Annotated in this window: 13 protein-coding genes; 11 read left to right on the top strand and 2 right to left on the bottom strand. The window is 37.6% G+C overall.

Annotated features, from left to right (window positions below; genetic code table 11):
- Positions 1-58 precede the first annotated feature (58 nt).
- Positions 59-370, bottom strand: coding sequence for a hypothetical protein (locus CLOAM_RS09755; RefSeq protein WP_157860026.1), 312 nt, complete (start codon positions 368-370; stop codon positions 59-61).
- On the opposite strand from CLOAM_RS09755, the gene CLOAM_RS08230 reads away from it, so the two are divergent.
- The 5 genes from CLOAM_RS08230 to CLOAM_RS08210 all read left to right on the top strand — a co-directional run bounded on the left by CLOAM_RS08230 (position 348) and on the right by CLOAM_RS08210 (position 9364).
- Positions 348-1481 (top strand): glycosyltransferase, encoded by a 1134-nt coding sequence (locus CLOAM_RS08230; RefSeq protein ID WP_015425442.1) that lies wholly within the window; start codon positions 348-350, stop codon positions 1479-1481. The two genes, CLOAM_RS09755 and CLOAM_RS08230, sit on opposite strands and share 23 nt — an antisense overlap.
- Positions 1478-2770, top strand: coding sequence for a glycosyltransferase (locus tag CLOAM_RS08225; RefSeq protein WP_015425441.1), 1293 nt, complete (start codon positions 1478-1480; stop codon positions 2768-2770). Before CLOAM_RS08230 ends, CLOAM_RS08225 begins: the two co-directional genes overlap by 4 nt.
- Before the next feature lie 739 nt (positions 2771-3509).
- On the top strand, positions 3510-6950 hold the full coding sequence (locus CLOAM_RS08220; protein WP_015425440.1) for a DNA polymerase III subunit alpha: 3441 nt from the start codon (positions 3510-3512) through the stop codon (positions 6948-6950).
- Positions 6934-8040, top strand: coding sequence for a GWxTD domain-containing protein (locus CLOAM_RS08215; protein WP_015425439.1), 1107 nt, complete (start codon positions 6934-6936; stop codon positions 8038-8040). The genes CLOAM_RS08220 and CLOAM_RS08215 overlap by 17 nt, the downstream gene beginning before the upstream one ends.
- Positions 8027-9364, top strand: coding sequence for a GWxTD domain-containing protein (locus CLOAM_RS08210; protein WP_015425438.1), 1338 nt, complete (start codon positions 8027-8029; stop codon positions 9362-9364). The genes CLOAM_RS08215 and CLOAM_RS08210 overlap by 14 nt, the downstream gene beginning before the upstream one ends.
- On the opposite strand, the gene CLOAM_RS08205 is transcribed toward CLOAM_RS08210, so the two are convergent.
- Entirely contained in the window at positions 9361-9747 is a 387-nt protein-coding gene (locus CLOAM_RS08205) for a YraN family protein (RefSeq protein ID WP_015425437.1), read from the bottom strand. The two genes, CLOAM_RS08210 and CLOAM_RS08205, sit on opposite strands and share 4 nt — an antisense overlap.
- 85 nt (positions 9748-9832) lie before the next feature.
- Between CLOAM_RS08205 and CLOAM_RS08200 the strand changes: the two genes are divergently transcribed.
- The 6 genes from CLOAM_RS08200 to CLOAM_RS08175 all read left to right on the top strand — a co-directional run bounded on the left by CLOAM_RS08200 (position 9833) and on the right by CLOAM_RS08175 (position 19184).
- Positions 9833-11032: a prefoldin domain-containing protein gene (locus CLOAM_RS08200; protein ID WP_044279107.1), complete on the top strand. Its 1200-nt coding sequence runs from the start codon at positions 9833-9835 to the stop codon at positions 11030-11032.
- A 153-nt stretch (positions 11033-11185) separates the two neighbouring features.
- Entirely contained in the window at positions 11186-17035 is a 5850-nt protein-coding gene (locus tag CLOAM_RS08195; RefSeq protein WP_044279106.1) for a hypothetical protein, read from the top strand.
- Positions 17032-17331, top strand: coding sequence for a hypothetical protein (locus CLOAM_RS08190; RefSeq protein WP_044279105.1), 300 nt, complete (start codon positions 17032-17034; stop codon positions 17329-17331). Before CLOAM_RS08195 ends, CLOAM_RS08190 begins: the two co-directional genes overlap by 4 nt.
- Complete coding sequence (locus tag CLOAM_RS08185; protein ID WP_044279104.1) at positions 17328-18095, top strand: MotA/TolQ/ExbB proton channel family protein; 768 nt, start codon at positions 17328-17330, stop codon at positions 18093-18095. The genes CLOAM_RS08190 and CLOAM_RS08185 overlap by 4 nt, the downstream gene beginning before the upstream one ends.
- 4 nt (positions 18096-18099) lie before the next feature.
- Positions 18100-18627 carry a biopolymer transporter ExbD gene (locus CLOAM_RS08180; RefSeq protein WP_044279103.1) on the top strand — a complete coding sequence of 176 codons (528 nt, stop codon included), beginning with the start codon at positions 18100-18102 and terminating at the stop codon, positions 18625-18627.
- An 11-nt stretch (positions 18628-18638) separates the two neighbouring features.
- Positions 18639-19184 (top strand): hypothetical protein, encoded by a 546-nt coding sequence (locus CLOAM_RS08175; protein WP_015425431.1) that lies wholly within the window; start codon positions 18639-18641, stop codon positions 19182-19184.
- The last annotated feature ends 10 nt before the right edge of the window (positions 19185-19194 follow it).

Below are 19194 nucleotides of genomic sequence, written 5' to 3'. Positions count from 1 at the left end.
TTTCTTTGGCAAAGAAAGAATTTGCCAACCCATTTTTCCCTGACTGCTATATTTGGATTTAACTAAAGCGACTATGTTGTTTTTCTTTCCGGTTCATAGAAATTATCCTCTTTTCTTCTTTCCCTCTTTGTAAAAAATTCCTCTTTTTCTCTTTTTCTCTTTTTAAAGCTATTCTCTTTTCCTCTTTTCCTCTTTGTAAAACTAAACTATTTTTCTCTTTCTCTCTTTGTAAAACTAAACTCTTTCTCTCTTTCTCTCTTTGTAATAAATCACTCTTTTCTTCTTGACATAAAAGAGCAGAATAAGAAAAGATAATAACAGGATAATCTAAAAGGCAGTTTCTGATAATGAAGATATGCATTGTTTCCAACTCGCATCCTACTAATGATGTGCGTTTATATTACAAGCTGGCAATGAGTTTAGCCAAGCAGAATGAAGTATATTTAATCACTACCAATGGTATAGTGAATAATACCCGTAATCCATATCAGATAGTAGTTGATGCTTCTTCTCGTCGTTTAGCTATCTGGCATTTAGGGAAAAAGGTAAAGGAACTGAAACCGGAGATAATAATTTGTGTGGAGCCCTTAACCTTGCTTATTGCCTGGATTTTGAAGAAAAGGCAAAAATTCAAAGTTGTTTTTGATGTGCATGAATTCTTTGCGCTTTCTTTCAGTGAAAGGTTTCCGCGGTTTTTGAGATATCCTGCCTATTTATTTTATCAGTTATCTTTAAAGCAGTTAATGAAAATTGCCGATGCAGTTTTTACTGTAAATCAGGAGATATGCAATCAATTATTAGGCAGAAATAAACGCATACCTTCTTTGGTTTTACCTAATTATCCGGTGAAAAATGTTTGGGATTATGAATGCAATATTCCAGGTTCTTTGGAACAGCTTTGCCAGATGAAATTTGATTTTATTTATACTGGAGGACTTACTGAAGACCGTGGTATCTATAAAATTTTGAAAGTTGTCTCCCTATTGAAACACGATTTTCCTTTTTTAAAGGTGCTTATTCTGGGTAAATTTCTTAAGCCAGAGACCGAAAAGAGATTCAATCAAAGCATCAATGACTATAATTTGAATGCTATAATTTATTATCAAAGCTGGATTCCGGCAGAAAAAATAGGACTTTTACTCAAGCGCTGTCGGTTTGGACTCTGGATTTTTAATCCGAAAAACAGGCGATTACGACTTTCCACTCCTCTCAAGGTGTTGGAATATCTTTCTGCAGGGCTTCCTGTAATAACAATTAAAACACCTTTAATGAAGGCGCTGATAGAAAAAAATGGTGTAGGAATATGTTCCCCTTATCAGTCCAAGGCCTTAGCCGATGCCTGCGCGAAAATGTTGAAACTTAGCGATAACGAATATAATGCTATGAGCAAAAAATGCCTGGAATTATCGGAAAACAAATACAATTGGGAAACAATGGAACCGGAATTATTTAAAGTAATAAACGGACTGGGTAAAAAGTGAAAATCCTTTTTATCAGCTATTTTTACCCGCCTTTAGCAGGACCTGCTTCTTTGCGCAACCTGAAAACGGTGAAATATTTAAGTAAAGCAGGCAATACAATTGATGTGCTAACCGTGGGAAATATTGTATATAACTATTATGATAATGGACTTTTAGTCGAATCCCGGCAAAATCAGATTATTCATATTCCTTCTTTTGACCCGATGTCTATCCTGGAAAAACTGAGCGGGAAAAATAAAACGGTCTCCGATCAAATATATCATAACACGCCGGAACAAATAAAACTATTTATCCGTCAGCTTTATCCTTTGGATGATAAGGTGCTGTGGTTGCCCAACTTATACAAAGCAGGCAAAAAAGCGCTGAAGGATGAAAAATATGACCTCCTCTATGTTTCCTGCGGACCTTTTTCTTCTGCTGTGGCTGTAAGAACGCTAAGTAAACATTTTAAGGTGCCATACATATTGGAAATGAGAGATTATTGGACTCTTTTAAGTGACTATAATCTGCAGGGAACTTATATCAACCGGCTTTTTTCACACTACACGGAAAAAAAACTCTTGCAGGATGCTTCTTTAATAGTTACCGTTAGCAAAGGTATTGCAGAAGATATAAGTAAACATTTTGGTAGTTTTCTTGCAGATAAAACCTTCATTTTATATAACGGACACGATGAAGAGGACTTTCTTTCCCTGCCTGCTGTTTCCCAAGATAAAAGTAAATATACGCTAAGCTATTTTGGTGCTCTTTATGCTAAAAGATCGTTAAAATGGCTGCTGAAGGCACTGAAAGATTTGCAAAAAGAAAACAAACTGCCACCTAATTTTTCTCTCCACCTCTATGGTAATTATCACCTTGAAACCCTACAGGAAATTAAACAAAGCGGAATTGAGAAAATGGTGAAAATTATTCCCCAGCTGAGTCATCAGGAAGCAATTTCCGCTATGCTTTCTTCCGATGCCTTACTGCTTTTAATAAATTCGGATAGCCCGAAAGGAACTTTAACCAGCAAGGTCTTTGAATATTTACGAACCGGAAAACCTATCCTGGCTCTGGTTCCTCAAAATGGTGAAGCAGGAAAACTCTTGCAAGAAAGTGGACAAAATTATATCTGTCCAATGGAATCCGTTTCTGCTATTAAGATTTGTGCGGAAAAGCTATTTGCGGATAGAGAAAAAGAACCGAAGTTTCATTATCCTGAAGATAAATACGAAAGAAGAAAACAGGTGGAAGAACTAAATAAAAAACTACTTTCTGTGGCAAAAAGAGAAGGAAAGAGTTTTTTTTAACAAAGAGAAAAAGAGAAAAAGAGAATAGTTTTACAAAGAGATAAAGAGAGAAAGAGAATAGTTTTACAAAGAGAAAAAGAGGAAAGGAGAATAGTTTTACAAAGAGGAAAAGAGAATAGTTTTACAAAGAGGAAAAGAGGAAAAGAGGAAAAGAGAATAGTTTTACAAAGAGGAAAAGAGAAAAGGAGAATAGTTTTACAAAGAGGAAAAGAGATAAAGAGAATAGTTTTACAAAGAGGAAAAGAGAGAAAGAGAATAGTTTTACAAAGAGATAAAGAGGAAAAGAGAATAGTTTTACAAAGAGATAAAGAGGAAAGGAGAATAGTTTTACAAAGAGGAAAAGAGAAAAGTTTTACAAAGAGATAAAGAGGAAAAGAGAATAGTTTTACAAAGAGGAAAAGAGAAAAGTTTTACAAAGAGATAAAGAGGAAAAGAGAATAGTTTTACAAAGAGGAAAAGAGGAAAAGAAAAAAAAAGAAAAATAACTACGCACTTTGAACTTTGAACTCCCGCACTTTGAACTTTGCACTTTGAACTTTGCACTTTGAACTTTGAACTCCCGCACTTTGAACTCCCGCACTTTGAACTTTGAACTCCCGCACTTTGAACTCCCGCACTTTGAACTTTGAACTCCCGCACTTTGAACTCCCGCACTTTGAACTTCGCCAACTTTTAGATATTCTTTGACAGATTTCTGTATTCCATTTTTATATGTTTAGATAAACTCAGGGAGTGAGAGATGTCTTTCGTTCATTTGCATAACCATACACAATACAGTATGTTGGATGGTGCCTGCAGAGTTGACAGGATGATAAAATTGGCTAAAGAATATGCTATGCCGGCTGTTGCTATAACGGATCACGGCAATCTTTTTGGTGCCATTGATTTTTATAAAACAGCCAAAAATGCCGGTATCAAACCTATTCTCGGTATTGAGGCATACATTATCAATGGCGACCTGGAAAGTGAAACCGGCAAAAATGAAATCAGGTATCATTTAATATTACTCGCTCAGAATGAACAGGGCTATAAAAACCTGATGAAACTCTCCTCCTATTCCTATATTAAAGGATTTTATTATAAGCCCAGAATTTCCAAGACCCTGCTAAAACAATACAGCGAAGGTCTAATTTGCCTTTCTGCCTGCGTTAAAGGTGAAATTCCCGCTCTGATTTATAATGACCGAATGCAACAGGCAGAAGAAGTTGCTTTGTGGTATAAAGACCTTTTTCAGGAACATTTTTATATTGAAATTCAGGATCATAATCTGGAGCCGGAAAAGAAAATTATGCCCCGTCTGATAGATTTGGCAAAAAAACTGGAAATTCCGATGGTGCTAACTAATGACTGTCACTATTTGAATAAAAATGATTATGAAGCACACGACATATTGCTTTGTATTCAAACAGGAAAGCTTTTACACGATCCCGACCGTTTGCATTACGGAACTAATCAGTTATATTTTAAAAGCCCGGAAGAGATGAAAGAACTCTTTCCCGATGTTCCTGAAGCATATAATAATACCTTAAAAATAGCGGATATGGTAGACCTGGAACTGCATTATGACAAATTTCTACTGCCCAATATTGAAACCCCTCCCGAATTTAAAACGATGGGTGAATATCTGCGTTTTCTTTGTTATGAAAATGCCAAAATTAAATACCCGGATTTGAATGAAACCATAAAGCAACGCATTGAATATGAGCTGGAAGTGATTGACAGAATGGGTTTTAATGGCTATTTTCTCATTGTTAAAGATATTATTGATAATGCTCGTAAACAAAGTGTTCCTGTAGGTCCCGGTCGTGGTTCCGGTGCCGGAAGTATTGTTGCTTACTTACTTGATATAACACAAATTGATCCTTTGCAATACGGACTGGTTTTTGAAAGATTTCTGAATCCCGATAGAATCAGTATGCCGGATATAGATATTGATTTTTGCGCTCAAAACAGGAGCAAAGTTATTGATTATATTATACAACGCTATGGAAGAGAAAGCGTAACTCAAATAATAACTTTTTCTACTTTGGGAGCTAAAAGCGTAATTAAAGATGTAGCCAGGGTTTTGAGTGTTCCAGCTTCCGAAGCAAATGCTATAACGAAAACTATTCAAGGCAATAAAACTTTGGATGAAGCATATAACCAATATCCGGAATTTTCCTCCCTAATCAATAGTAATGATTTATATCGCACGATCTTTAAACATTCCAAAGTGCTGGAAGGTCTGGTGCGTCAAACAAGTGTTCATCCTGCAGGAGTCGTTATTGCTCCCGGAGACCTTACGGATTATGTTCCTCTTGCCTGTAGCACGCAAAAAGGTGAAGAAAAGGTTATCCTGGTGCAATTTGAGGGAAAATGGCTGAATGATTTGAAGCTGTTGAAAATGGACATTTTGGGTTTAAAAAATCTTACCCTTATTCAAAAGACGATTGATTTGGTGAAACAAGCGCAAGATATTGACATTGATATCAATCACATTTCTCTGGAAGATAAAAAGGTCTATAACATATTGGGTAAAGGCGAAACTGACGGTGTTTTTCAGTTTGAATCGGATGGAATGCGTAAATACCTGATAGAACTGAAGCCCAATAAGATTGAGGACTTAATTGCTATGGTAGCTCTCTACCGACCAGGTCCTATGCAGTTTATAGATAGTTATATAGCTCGTAAACACGGACGCGAAAAAGTGGTTTATGATCATCCGCTGATGGAAAATGCGCTAAAAGAGACCTACGGAGTAACAATCTATCAGGAACAGGTGATGCAAATTGCCCGTGAAATGGGTGGTTTTACAGGTGGCGAAGCAGATAGTTTAAGAAAAGCTATGGGGAAAAAGAATTCGGACTTAATGCAACAATATCAGGAAAAATTCAGGCAGGGAGCTAAAGCCCAAAATGTTCCTGATGCAGTTATAGAAAAGATTTGGCAGGATTGGTTACGCTTTGCGGAATATGCTTTTAATAAATCCCATGCTACCTGCTATGCTTTAGTTGCCTATCAAACAGCATATCTGAAGGCATATTACCCGGTGGAATTTATGGCTGCCTTGCTTTCCCTGGAGGATGATCCGACAAAAATACCCGGTAAAATTGAGGTCTGTAAAAAGATGGGTATAAAAATCATTCCTCCGAATATAAACCGTAGCGATAGTGAATTCAGGGTTCACGGTAAAGAAGTCCTTTTTGGCTTACGAGCAATTAAAAATCTGGGTGATGCCGCAATGCGGGATATTATTGAAGATAGAAATCAAAACGGTCCTTACACCAGTATATTTGAATTTTGCAACCGTTTAGATAGTACCAGCGTAAATAAAACCATTCTGGAAAGTTTGATTGCCTCAGGTGCAATGGATGAACTTGAAGGCACCAGAGCTCAAAAATGGAATGTAATAGAACTGGCGTTGCAATTTAGCAGTAATGACCAGAAAGATAGAAAAAGGGGACAAAGCACTATTTTTGATTTTATGGATACTGAAGATGAGGATAATAACTATTACCCTCCACTGCCTTCGGTTGAACCCTGGTCTTATATCTATCAGCTGGAAAAAGAAAAGGAGGTTTTGGGATTCTATTTAAGCGGGCATCCGCTGTTTGAATATCGCTCGTTAATAAAACACTTGACCAATGCCAATTCCAGCACTGGCAAGACAAAAAATAACGGTGAATTGCTTATTGCGGGAATTATAAACAACATTTCCAAAAAGAAAGATAACAAAGGTAACCCTATTGCCTTTGTGGAGTTTGAAGACCTTTGCGGGAAGTTTGAAGTGCCCTTGTTTAATAAGGATTTTATGCAGTATCACAAAAAAATCAGCCCGGGAAAGGTCTTTTTTATCATTGGCAATAAATCCACCTTTAACGGCAACGAAGATAGCATCTTAAGAATTTTACCAAATGCTTTAATTGACTTTAAGGAATTACCTTCGGAATTGAGCGGAGAAATCAAAATCAATATTCCAAACGAACATCTGAAAAACGGATTACTAACTGAACTGGGTAATAGAATATCTCGTAATACAGGCAAATTTAAATTGATAACCAAATTTCAAAGCGAAGACATGAATGATTATCAATTGGAATCTCGCAAACTCTTCTTTCCTGACGAAGCATTGCTGAACTGGCTGGAAAAAGAGAAAATTGATTTTCAGGTTAGGGTAGTAACCAATGGAAAAAATAATTAGCTTTTGCCTTCTGCTGTTTGCTTTCGGCTTTCTTTCCGCTCAGGAAGTTTTCTATGAGCACTATGGAAACGAAGTAGAGATATGGGTTGTTTTACCCTATAATTCAATCAACTTCAAGAAAGGAAGCGATGAAGCACTCTACCAGGTTTCTCTGCAGATTAGTGATGCGAAAAAAAAGCAAGTGGCAACCTTGGAAAAAAGCCAAATTATTCCGAAATGTAGCTGGCTTAACGATTGTGGAATTCCTATCCATTTTCGGCAGGAACTTCCTCAGGGCTCATATAATGTAATTTTACAGATAAAAAACAAAGCAATGGGAGAGAGACGAAGCTACTCTCGTCAATTCATAATTGGTTCTTCCAGCACAGAAATTGGACTCAGCTGGATTATTGCTAAAAGAGAAGACCTGGAATATCTTCCCAATACGCTTTCCGGACTGATTAGCGATGAAGTGAAACTATATCAGAGTTATTCAATTTCTCTGGATAGCTTGAAAATAACTATAGATAATCAGGTCTTAACTGTAAAAAATCCTCAAAGCCCGATAGTTTTAGACCTTCTCCCTTATCTGCAGACAGATGCCCAAAACCTGATGAACTTGATATTTTATGAAAATAATATCTACTATAAAATGGAACCTTTCCTATTTACTCCCTGGTATGCTTATTCTCTGCGTTATTCTCTGGAGGATCAAATCAGACAAATCCGCTATATTGCCAATCAAAACGAATGGAAATATTTAAGACGCTTACCCAAAGAAAAACAGGCGGAAGCAATTGAAACATTCTGGAAAGCAAACGATCCCAGCCCCGGAACTGTTAGAAATGAATTAAGGGAACAATTTTATCAAAGAGTAATGATTGCCGATGAACGTTTTACCCTGCATAAAAAAATTGCCGGCTGGACAACAGATCAGGGTAGAATATATATCAAATACGGTGAACCGGATGATATCTATTCGGAAGTTTATGCTTTGGATAAATATCCTTATATTATTTGGTATTACTATGATAAAAACCTGGAGTTTATCTTTGCGGATATTACGGGTTACGGACAATATACTTTAAGGAATAAGGATGAAGAATATTAGGTTGTTTTTTAGCTTAGGAGTAGTTCTTTTCTCCTTTAGCACCCTCTTAGGGTCGGATAAATTAAATATGTTTATTGACTATAACCGGTTTCTGGATAAAAATAAAAATACAATTCTTTTACTTGATTATCAGATACCTTATGAGAATTTGGCTTTTTTGGCTACAAATAACGGATACTTTGCGGAACTGAATGTAAAGGTTAAAATTACGGAAGCAGATAGTGTATTTTTAGAGCATGAAATAAACGATATTATTGGAGTAAAAAACAAAGCCGATACCGGTAACCGGCAAAAATCATATCTTAACCGACTCAGTTTCACTCTCCATAAACCCCTTTACACGATTCAATTTAGCGCTCTGGATATTAATAGCCAGAAAAACTTTTTCTATGAATTTCCAATTGAGACCCTTCCTCCTAGTAGTTTGCTTAGCGATGTAGAGTTGAACAGTGAAGTTAGACCCGATACTTCTCAATATTTGGTTAAATTTAAACGAAATAATGTTCTCTATCATTCTGAGCCCTCAATCCTGTTCAACAAGTCCACTAATGATTATATCTATCTCTATCTGGAAATCTATAACTGGAATTCCACTTCGGAAAGCTGTCTGCTAAACCTTTCTTTGGAAAAGGATTCGCTTGTAGTTATGGATGAATATATTGATTTTCAACCCGGTCCAGGCAGTGAAAGCATCAATTTAAAAATACCCCTTAAAGACCTGAATCCTGGCTTTTATAATGGAACTATTGTCCTTCAAAGCGCCGAACGCACTGAAGAAAGAAATATAGAATTTGCTGTGATTGAAGAAAAAGAAGAGGAATTTTTTCTGTTTGCCAACCCCGACGAAGAATATGAACTAATGCGCATATTTTTAGGCAATAAAATACCTTCGGACTGGGGAAAAATGAATCAGGATACAAAAAGAAGATATATTACTCAGTTCTGGAGAGATATGGCTTTTTCTACCAACCGTAGCGTTCAAAGCATTATGGATTTGGTGCAGAAACGGATTGATTATGCAAACCGTAATTTTACCCATTTTAAACAGGGCTGGACTTCTGATATGGGGCGTATTTATATCAGAAACGGACCACCAGATGATATTCAACGCGATACCAGTTCAGATGAAAGCCGTTTTGTGAGAAAGGACTATCAGATATGGAAATATGCCTCAGGGAAAAAACCGGTCTATATGTTCATTGATATTCAGATGAATGGCAATTACCGTTTAATTTATGTAGAAAATGATGATCTGGAAGCATCAAATCCCGATTGGATGCGTTATGTAGGAAGCGATTTTGATACTTCCAAACTGGATAATTAATACTCTAAAATAGCGTCAAAAGCGTTTTCAAAGTGCTTAATCTCAAAAGTGTCGGTGTTTTCATAGTAGAAAACGAGTAAAACATCAAAGCGAAAAATGTGTTTGGCAAATTGGGGATTTTCATTAATATATAATTGTGCAGTTCTGGATATTTTTCTCTGTTTGGAGAAACCAATGGAAGCCAGAGCCCATTCTATAGAGTGAGAGGTACGGGTTTTAACCTCACAAAAAACGAGGTGTTGATCTTTTTCCACAATAATATCTATCTCGCCGTATTTCTTCCTGTAATTACGGCAAGTAATAGTATAACCGTTACTTACGAGATAGCGAGCAGCAAGATCTTCGCCGATGTGAGAAAAATCCTGAAGTGAATATTTTTTCATAAAGCAAAAAAAAGCTTGACGATTATATTGTCAATAAGAATGATGAATTTTGATAAGAAAGTAACACCGAAAGGTGGAGGGAAAAATGAAAAAAACTTTGTTGACCGTGATTGCCCTGGTTGCTGTTCTTGGGGTTGCTCAAGCAGCACCTTTTCAAACCTTGGGAATGCTAAGAACTCCTGATGCTTATGTTCTACCAAATAAAGCTGCAGAATTTCTGTTGGTGGGTTATTATCGGGATATATCAGCTCCCAAACCACCTACTGAAGACGCCGAAGATGCCTCCAAAGGGTTCTTTCCGTATGCAATGATAGGGGTAGGAATTCTGGACAGAGTGGAACTTAGTATGTTTCTTGGGGATTACACCTCTTTAGATGGTTTAGTTTATTTACTTAATGCAAAGGTGAAAATTATTGAGGAAACCTTGCGTATTCCCCAAATTGCTGTAGGAATGGATAATATTTTATCTCCTGTAGCAAAGCACGGAGCTCAATACTTGGGTGAAAATGATGATTTTGTTGATAATCCGGAAGCTGATTCTTATGAGCCCTATTCTCCTTATGCAGTTGCATCTAAACAGGTTGTCTTTTGGGGAATTCCCTGGATGTTCAATTTAGGCATTGGTTCAAACCGCTTTGTGGGACAAGCTCCAAGAGCGCGTTATTTAACAGGAACCTTTTTCTCTGTGGAGATGTCACCGGTCAGAGATTTGACTTTGCAGGGAGAATTTGATGGTGAAGACATCAATATAGGGATAAATTATGCCTATAAAAACTTTGGTTTTAAGCTGGGAGCCAGTGCTATTGAAGACCGCTTCAAGGATAGCGATTATAAGGATAATCTCCGTGTTGCTTTAGGGGTTTCCTATTTGTTTGACAAATATGCTGAAGCCAAACGCCGTCCCGATCTTGGTCTTTATGCCAGTTATGGGAAAAAGCCATCTGTTGGCGGAGAAGTAGTTGAGGTTGGAGAAACACCTATTGAAACAGGTGTAGTTGTTCCTCCCACAGGTACTACTGTAAGCCCTACCGGAGAAATTGTTGTTGTTCCTCCTACAGGAACAGCAGCCAAACCTCCTGTTGGAGGAGAAGTTGTAGTTGGTCCTGGAACCCAGTTACAAACCCCTGGTTTAGTTACACCTGGGACTGCAGGTTATCAACAGCTTTCTCCTGAAGTTCAAGATTTGCTTAAAGAACTTCAAATGCTGAAAGAAGAGAGGCAAAAAGCTCAGCAGGCAATGGAAGAGCTGCGCAAATGGATAGAAGAATTGAAGCAAAAGCAATAATTAATCTTAAACTACTCATCTAAAATGTGTAGATTGAGGAATCATGTTTCCCCGAAATACTGATGAAGAAGGTTCAGGATGCATTTGTTAAGTGAAAAAATCCTGAACCTTATCATCATAGGGAAAATAAAGAGAATATAAGTGAGCGGGATTATGAAACACATTCTTAAAATTATATTCCTAATTGTTGTTGCAGTGTCATTCTTGGCAGTGGTTTATGCTCAGGATATATCTCAATATACTAAAGAACAAATCCAAGAGCAAATATCCCAGGAAAAACAAATTATCAGAGAATTAGCCAAGATGTTTTTAGTTGATGCACTGCCAGAATTGGTGAAGGAAGATCCGACACTGGCTGAACAGGCACTGGTAAAATATAAAGATGTTTTTTCCAGTATGGATCAAAATGAATTTATTTATTTACTTGGTCATTTCTATGTTCGTGTAGGAGAAAATGCCAAAGCTATCAGTTATTTTACTTCCTTGCTCAATACTCATTTGAATGAAGACGCCCGAAAAATGCTGAACCTGGTTTTATTCCAGCAAATGGTGCATTACTTGGAGCAGGGTAACCGAAAAACGGCAAAGGATTTCTTAAGCGCTATCGTATTTGAGAATTACAATATTGATAGATATTATCCTACTTATCTATATATTTGGGCTGATATGGCTGCTGATGATGGTGAATATGAAAGTGTTGTAAATACGCTTAATAGTTACATTCAAAACCGGGATATAATAATGAATCGTTTGCTTCCCGAAAAAATGGCAATCCTGGCAAGAGTGCAGAACTTAAATTTAGAGCCCTATTATGCTAATCCCAGCCCTGCTGAATATAAAAGGATAGCTTCCCAAATAGATGGTATAAAAGCTGATTTAACCCGCAATTATAACGAATTAATTTCTTTGAAAGGGATTTTTTATCTGGATTCCATTGTTAATCTGCATTCAGAAGAAATGGCTATGCTGGATTCACTAAAGATGGTTATTCTTGATTATATAGATCAAAAAGTCCAGGCTGAGGAAACAATGGTAAGGGGTAATTTGTTATTTCAGCAAGTAAAACAATTATCTACCAACTACCAAAAACAGCTTGAGATAATGGATAAAATTCTGGAAAAGCAGTATGAGCGCTTTCTGACTAATGATCCCAGTGTTCAAGGTCAAAATTTTAGTGATATGGAACTGAAACGATTATTTGATATTGAAAAAAACATTCAGCTCTATAATAATCTTATTGCTGAACTGGATAAAGATATTGCAGATCCTGAATTAGCTAATATTCAGGAGCAGTTGAAAAGGACCAGAGCAGATTATTCCGAAAAACGAACCAGTTTATTGATCAGGAAAAATGACCTGTTGCAAACTCGTAAACATATTAGCGATGTGGAAGAACAAATTTTTAACGCTATTTTGCAGGAATATTACTCTCTCTTTCAGGATAAAAAAGATATAGATATTCAGCTGGCTGAGATTGAACAATTTATGCAAGAAGAATCAAAAAATATTTTCACGGAAGAACAGCGAAATAAAATCAAAAACAGTATTGTTGCTCAAATAGCCGTAACTGCTGATAGTGGTGTGCGCAATGAGCCCATTCGTAAAAATGCCCAGGATTTGGTTGCTAATGTGGAATTTGTTAAATTGCAACTGGATTATCGCAACCTGCATATTAAGGAACAGGCACGAATCGCGCAAATAGGAAAGTGGACGGAACAACAGCTGACTGAGCGGCAGGCAGAAATCTTGGCGGAAAAGCGTGATTTAATTACCCGCATTCAAAATTTTATTAACTATAATCCCAATTTTAAGGCAGTTGAACAGCCCAATGGAAACTATCTTATCAGTAATGCTGATCTCTATTATAATCTGGCTGAGCTTCAATATGCTGTTTATCTGGAGACCCCTACTATTGCCTTGGAAAGTTATAGAAAAGTTGTTCAGCTTGATCCCAACAATGTGAATATAGATGCAGCCCTATATAATATCGGTTTTATCAGTAGTCAGCTTAGCCATCAAAGGATAGGCGATAATAAAGCCAGGTTTTATGAAATAAACAGGACTGCCGTAGCTCTTGATGATGCTAGCAGATATAAGGAGTCAGATTTTGCCGAGGCAATCAGTTCCTATCAAAGAATTATAGATAACTATAAGACCTCTCCTTATTATGACGAGTCCCTATACCGTCTGGGAATTTTGTATTATTATATTGCTACCGATGCTGATCAGCCACAGCGTTACTATGCTTTGGCCACAAACTGCTTTGATGAAATTATTAACAAGCCGAATAGTAAATATCAATACGATGCCATTTATCAGCGTGGGTGGTTACGCTTAAATTCTTTTCAGGAACAGGATTTTATGCTGGCTCTGAACGATTTTCTAACTTTGTTGAATGCTGTTGACAGTGGCAAGATTTCTGATCCTATGATCGCCAAAGGGTATCGCGAAGATGCTATAGATAATATTGCTTTCTGCCTGATTGCTTTGGATGGAACTGATTTCTATTCACCAGCCAAGGGTGTAGCAGAATTGCAAAATATTGCTGCCAGTTACAAGAATCCTGAAATTATAAGCAGCATTATAGATAAAGCTGCTGCAAATAAGTTGAATTTATCTACTATTCAAGCAATTGACTTTATCTGGCTGAAAATAGATATAAATCCTCTGGCTCTGGAAAATCCCGCCTTAGTGGATTCCATTTTGAAATTGTATGCCAGCGCTCAGTATGAACTGCGGGAAGGTCAGAATTTCGATCAAATAGCTCAAGATTTGTATCAGAATATTATAACCAACTATGGCAAAAACTCTGCCTGGTATCAAGCAAATATGAATAACAGCAACATCTCAGCTCAGCTGGCAGTGATCAAAAATGCTTATGAAAAGAGAGCTATTCGCCTGCAAAACGAATTTCTTGCCGATCCTGCCAATGAAACCAAATTGCTTGCTTATTATCAGCACATAGATCAATATGCTGCTTTTCCGGAGCTGCAGGGTGAAAATTATGCTGCCTGGAAAGCCCAAGCAGATAAAACCAAACTACTGCTTGGCAATACTCTTGCCGAGCGTTCCAATTTACCCAAACACTATTTAACTGCGATAAGAAACCTGCAGGAATTTAATGCAAAATATCCCCAGGATGAGGATTTTTTCCTGAATGAAGGTTTGATCTATACTTATTCCTTTAATATTTACAACCTGATGAAAGACCTTTATGGGGAAGGATTTCAACCTGAGCCAGGTTTACCCGCCAATGCGGATGAGCTGTTTGCTTTATTACATTCAAATTCTCAGCGATTTATTAGTGTTCTGCGCAGTGATGCCTATAAAAATCCTGAGCGTGAAATTCAGGCAGTTAATATTTTACTTAGTTTAGCTGATATTCAATATGAGCGTGGAAAAATGCCTGACGCTAAAGTGTTATATCTCTCTGCTTTGGAAAATGAAACTCTGATTCCCGACAGAACAAAATTTACCGTTTACGGAAAGCTTGCGTCAATGGCGGAAAATGAGCAAAATTATGCCCAAGCAGAAACATATTACCGTAAAGCATTACCTTATACTGCTACTCCGGCTGAGCGGGAAGCTATAATTAATAACATTTGCTATCAAATTCAAAATAGCTTTGAAGCAGCCGAGAGTGCTGGAAATTATTCTCTGGCAGCAAGTGAACGATTGCGTTTGGCAGAAGAACTTGGTTCTAAGGATGCACAACGTGTTACCGGTTATAAAATGGGAGCTCAAGAGGCATATATTAAAGCAAAAGAATATCAGAAGGCAATAGATATTCTCTTAGAACTGGCTGGAACGCGAACGGATATTGGTGAAATTTACTATTATTATTTCCGTGCAGCAGAAATTGCTGAAGCCGATACTGCAATGAACAATCCCCAACTTGCCAAAAGCATTCGTGAAAGCTTTATTGCTAAATATCCCAGTAGCAATCAAGCATTCAAGCTACGTATGGCAATGATTCAGGAAATGGAAAAAAATCCTGCTCAGAGGACTGCTGCTGCAGATGCTTATCTTGCTCTTTATGAAGAAGCCAGAAACAAAACCATTAATACCGGAAATATTACTCCTGACGCGTTATTAGCAAAAGCTGCCATACTTTACAGCGAAGCTGAAAACAAGGATAAAGCAGTTGAGACATATAACCGGTTCATAACCTTATATCCAAACAATGAAAATGTGATACCCTTTATGCAGGAAACTGCTGATTATTATTTAGCTAAAGGGGATACTCTTAAGTTTGAGCAACTGGCTAAAGAAATTTACCAAAAAGATAAAACCAAGGGTGACCGCTATCAATGGATTGCTACTTTAAAGCTGAGTAAACTGGTTTATAATTTTGATAATGCCTATAAGAATAAGAATTATACCGATGCCTTTAAGTTTCGTGATGAATATAAAAGGTTGGAAGCAGAGTATAAAAAAGAAGGACTAAATTTTGAAACGAAGGACTTTAGCTCTACCAAGAATTATGAATACTTTGCCGCAGTGGAAAAAGAATATAATGATCTCCAGAAACGAATCGCTTTCCTGAAAAATTTTGACAACCAGCTTACCGCTATTGAAAAGGGAACTTTGCTTACATCATCTCCTGCAGCTCTAATCAAAGTTAATGCCAGCACTACCTGGCAGAATCACTTAATTGGGGGTTCCTATCGTCGTATTCCCAATTTCAAGGCATCTGTTAAAGCAGAAGTAGCAAAGGTAAACAAGCTTCTTGCCGATGCTGATAAACAGAATATTGAATTGGAAAATTATCGCCGTCTGCGCGCGTTGAACTTAATTGCCCGCATTTATGAAAAGGGAGTTAATGTTATCAACACCCAAATTGGAGTTTATGTGCGAACTGCCAGTGAAGCAGAAGGTGTCCGTCAAGAGTATAAAGATGTTTTAGATGCTTTTATTGCAACTCTGGCTGCCGATTATAGTAATGACCTCTTTAGTTTGGCATACACTACTCATTTAAACATCTATAACTTTTATCAGCTAGCTGGTTATACCGATTATTATACGCAGCAAAGTTATGCCAAACTGCAGGAATGGAATTTGTTGCCCGATTATAAGATGGAGGAATATCCTCTTGGTTCCGGCTGGACTGAAAAAATGGATGGGACAAATGTAAATTTACCTGTTCAGAATATAACTTCGCCTAAAGGTGTGCACTTGAGCTGTGTTCAAATACCTTCCAATAAAGAACTTATTCTAAATCGCACTGTTAATGCTAAAATCCAACCCGAATTTGCTTTATTGCACCTAGTTTATCCTTATGATATTAAAATTCGGCTGAATGGCACTGATCTGAAACCCGGTGTTGTTCCTACCGATACCTTAGATGTTAATAAGCCGATAACTACAACCCGTTTCGCATATTTACTACCTTCCAGCGCCTGGGCTGAAGGACAAAACATAATAGAATTGACTGTTCCTAATGATAGTCCTGAACAGCAAAGTTTCTATATGAATTTGCAGGTCTTTATAGACCGCAACAAATTAGCCGCTTCCATACCTCCGGAAACAGTGATGCTTTATACTGATCCTACATGGAGAATTATAACGGTTAATCCTGAAACGGGAGTGGAAACAGCTTCGGCTGCAACTATTACAGGCAATTTTGGTATCGCCCTGGATAACATTGTAGGGCTGGAAGAAACTTATGCCAAACCTATTTGGTTCCCCGAAACAGCACCTGTAAGCAGTGCTATTTTTGAAGTTGATTTTTACCTGGATACCGAGTTCCGGGACGGTTTAATCAATTTTGTGGCACCGGAAGTAGCTTCGGTTTATCTAAATGGACAGGAATTAGCTGCTAATCTTCATCTGGATTATGATCCTGAACCGTTCAGGGTCTATACATCCCAGGTTACGATAGACCCGGCAAAAGTAACTGCGGGCAAAAATACCTTACGCTTTGTAGTAACTAACAATTCCAACTACCGTGGCTTTATTGCAACAGTTAAAATTATTAAAGCAGGAAAGGGGGATATACGATGAAAAAAGTTTTTATCCTATTAGCGGTGTTGCTCTTTTTTACAGGCATTATCTATGCCCAAGCAGCAACAACTACCACTCAACAGCAACCGGTAAAGGGTTTTGAAGGTGCCCGCAGATATGTGGAAGAAAAAGAGTTGGTTATTGAAATAAAAGCTCTTATCCCATCTACCGATATCTTTCAAGATAAATCCGATACCTATCGGAAGGCAGGGGAATATAAGTTCTCCTTTACAATTGAAGATATTCGTGAACAAAGCGATACATTACTAAATAAATGGCTGAAGGAGTCAAAATGAAAACAAAAAATATCGTCCTTATGATCATCTCACTCTTTATGTGTGTTGGCCTGTTTGCTCAGCCAGCAACAGAAACAGCAGCTCCAGCTGCACCAGCTAAACAGGGTTATAGCTTAACTCAAGTATTTATAGATAGCGGTAATTGGGCTTATGCTATCCTGTTGGTTTTTGTTATTGGTCTTGTTTATGCCTTTGTGCGTTGGTATCAGTTATACCCCAAAGAGAAGATTGATGCCGCTGGATTTTATTTAAAACTTCGCAATTATATCCGCAATGACCAGCTGGATGAAGCAACCAAAATTGCTGAAAGCTATAAGGGAACCACTATGGGCTTTATCTTCTGGAGCGCTTTGATGGTTTTCAAAGATGCAAGAAAAAGTGGTCAAACGGGTGCTGATTTGAGAAATTCTGTCCAAAATTCTCTGGAAGAAGCTGTTCTGCAAACAGTGTATAAACTGGATAGCGGTTTATTCTGGTTTGATACTTTGGCTCAAGTAGCTACCTATCTTGGACTTTTAGGAACCATTTGGGGCTTGTTGGAAGCATTTGCAGGTTTAGCTGGTTTAACCGGTGCAGCACAACAAACTGCTTTAACTGATGGTATTAAAAAAGCAATTGGAACAACCGCTCTGGGTTTGCTGGCTGCTATTCCCTTAACTTTAATTAAAGGTTGGCTGCTAACCCGGGCAAACAACATTATCAGCAATATTGACGAGTTTAGTGTTAAATTGATCAATACTATTAACAACGCCATTAAGGATTAAAATTATGGGACAATACAGACCATCCGCAATGCGCCAGCAAAAATCCCAAACGGTGCCCCAGGAACCAAACCTGGTGCCGATTATGAATCTGTTTTTAACCATTATTCCAATGCTGCTAATGATGGTGGTTATTTCGCAGATTGCTCTTTTGGCGCTAAATTTCTCGCAAGGGGAAAGCGGTGTTAGTTATGGACAAGGCGGAGGTGGAGGTGGCGACACTAAAACCGAAAAAGTGGAAATCCATATTTTGGGTAAACAATATGCCCAAGAGAATAATGCTACTATAGGTATGGAAATCCGCGAACCTGGCTTTAAGCCGATGACTATCTCTGCCATTAATGGATATTATGATTATGTGACCCTGAATAAAACTCTGCAAGAAATTAGAAGCCGAAAAGGAACTCTTAGCGATATTACTGTCCTCGTTCATCCGGATGTCCTTTATGGAGACCTGATGAAAACGATAGACATCTGTAAAGTCAATGGATTTACCCAGGTTCATTATACTGCCACCAAAGTGGAGTATTATTAAAGGAGCGACTTATGCAAATTCTGGATAAACTAAAATCTTCTAATAAAAGTGAACGCCGCGTCCGGAAAAAATTTGAGGAAGCAAAAGGGTTGTCCATTACTTCTTTGCTGGATGAACTAACTATTATCTTGGTTTTCCTGGTTAAAAATATCTCTACGGAAGTAGTAAAAATTTCTGCAGAACCCAATATTACCTATCCTCATACAATCACCAACGATAAGCTTTTAGAAAAAGCGGGAACAACTCCGATTAAAATATTCCCGGATCGTGTTGTTGTTGGAACTGAAGCCCTGGAATATGGTTCGCCGGCAGATTTGCTAACAGACGCTAATAAACGTCAAGATTTATTAACTTATTTGAAAATGGAAGCCGCTGACATTATTCAGCATCAAAAGGCAGAGACCTGTCTTCTGGTTCAAGCCGACTATTCCATTCCCTGTGAATATATAACGGAAATTGTCCGTGCTGCTACAGCAGCAGGTTACTCATACATATATTTTGCCACGCTTGAGGATGCCGATTGGCTAAAAAAGTATAGTGTTAGTTTGGCTGAATAAAAAGGAGGGA

It is taken from the genome of Candidatus Cloacimonas acidaminovorans str. Evry (assembly GCF_000146065.2).
GTDB lineage: Bacteria > Cloacimonadota > Cloacimonadia > Cloacimonadales > Cloacimonadaceae > Cloacimonas > Cloacimonas acidaminivorans.
The sequence above is the reverse complement of the archived record's forward strand: the minus strand, read 5'-3'. Positions and strand labels throughout refer to the sequence as shown.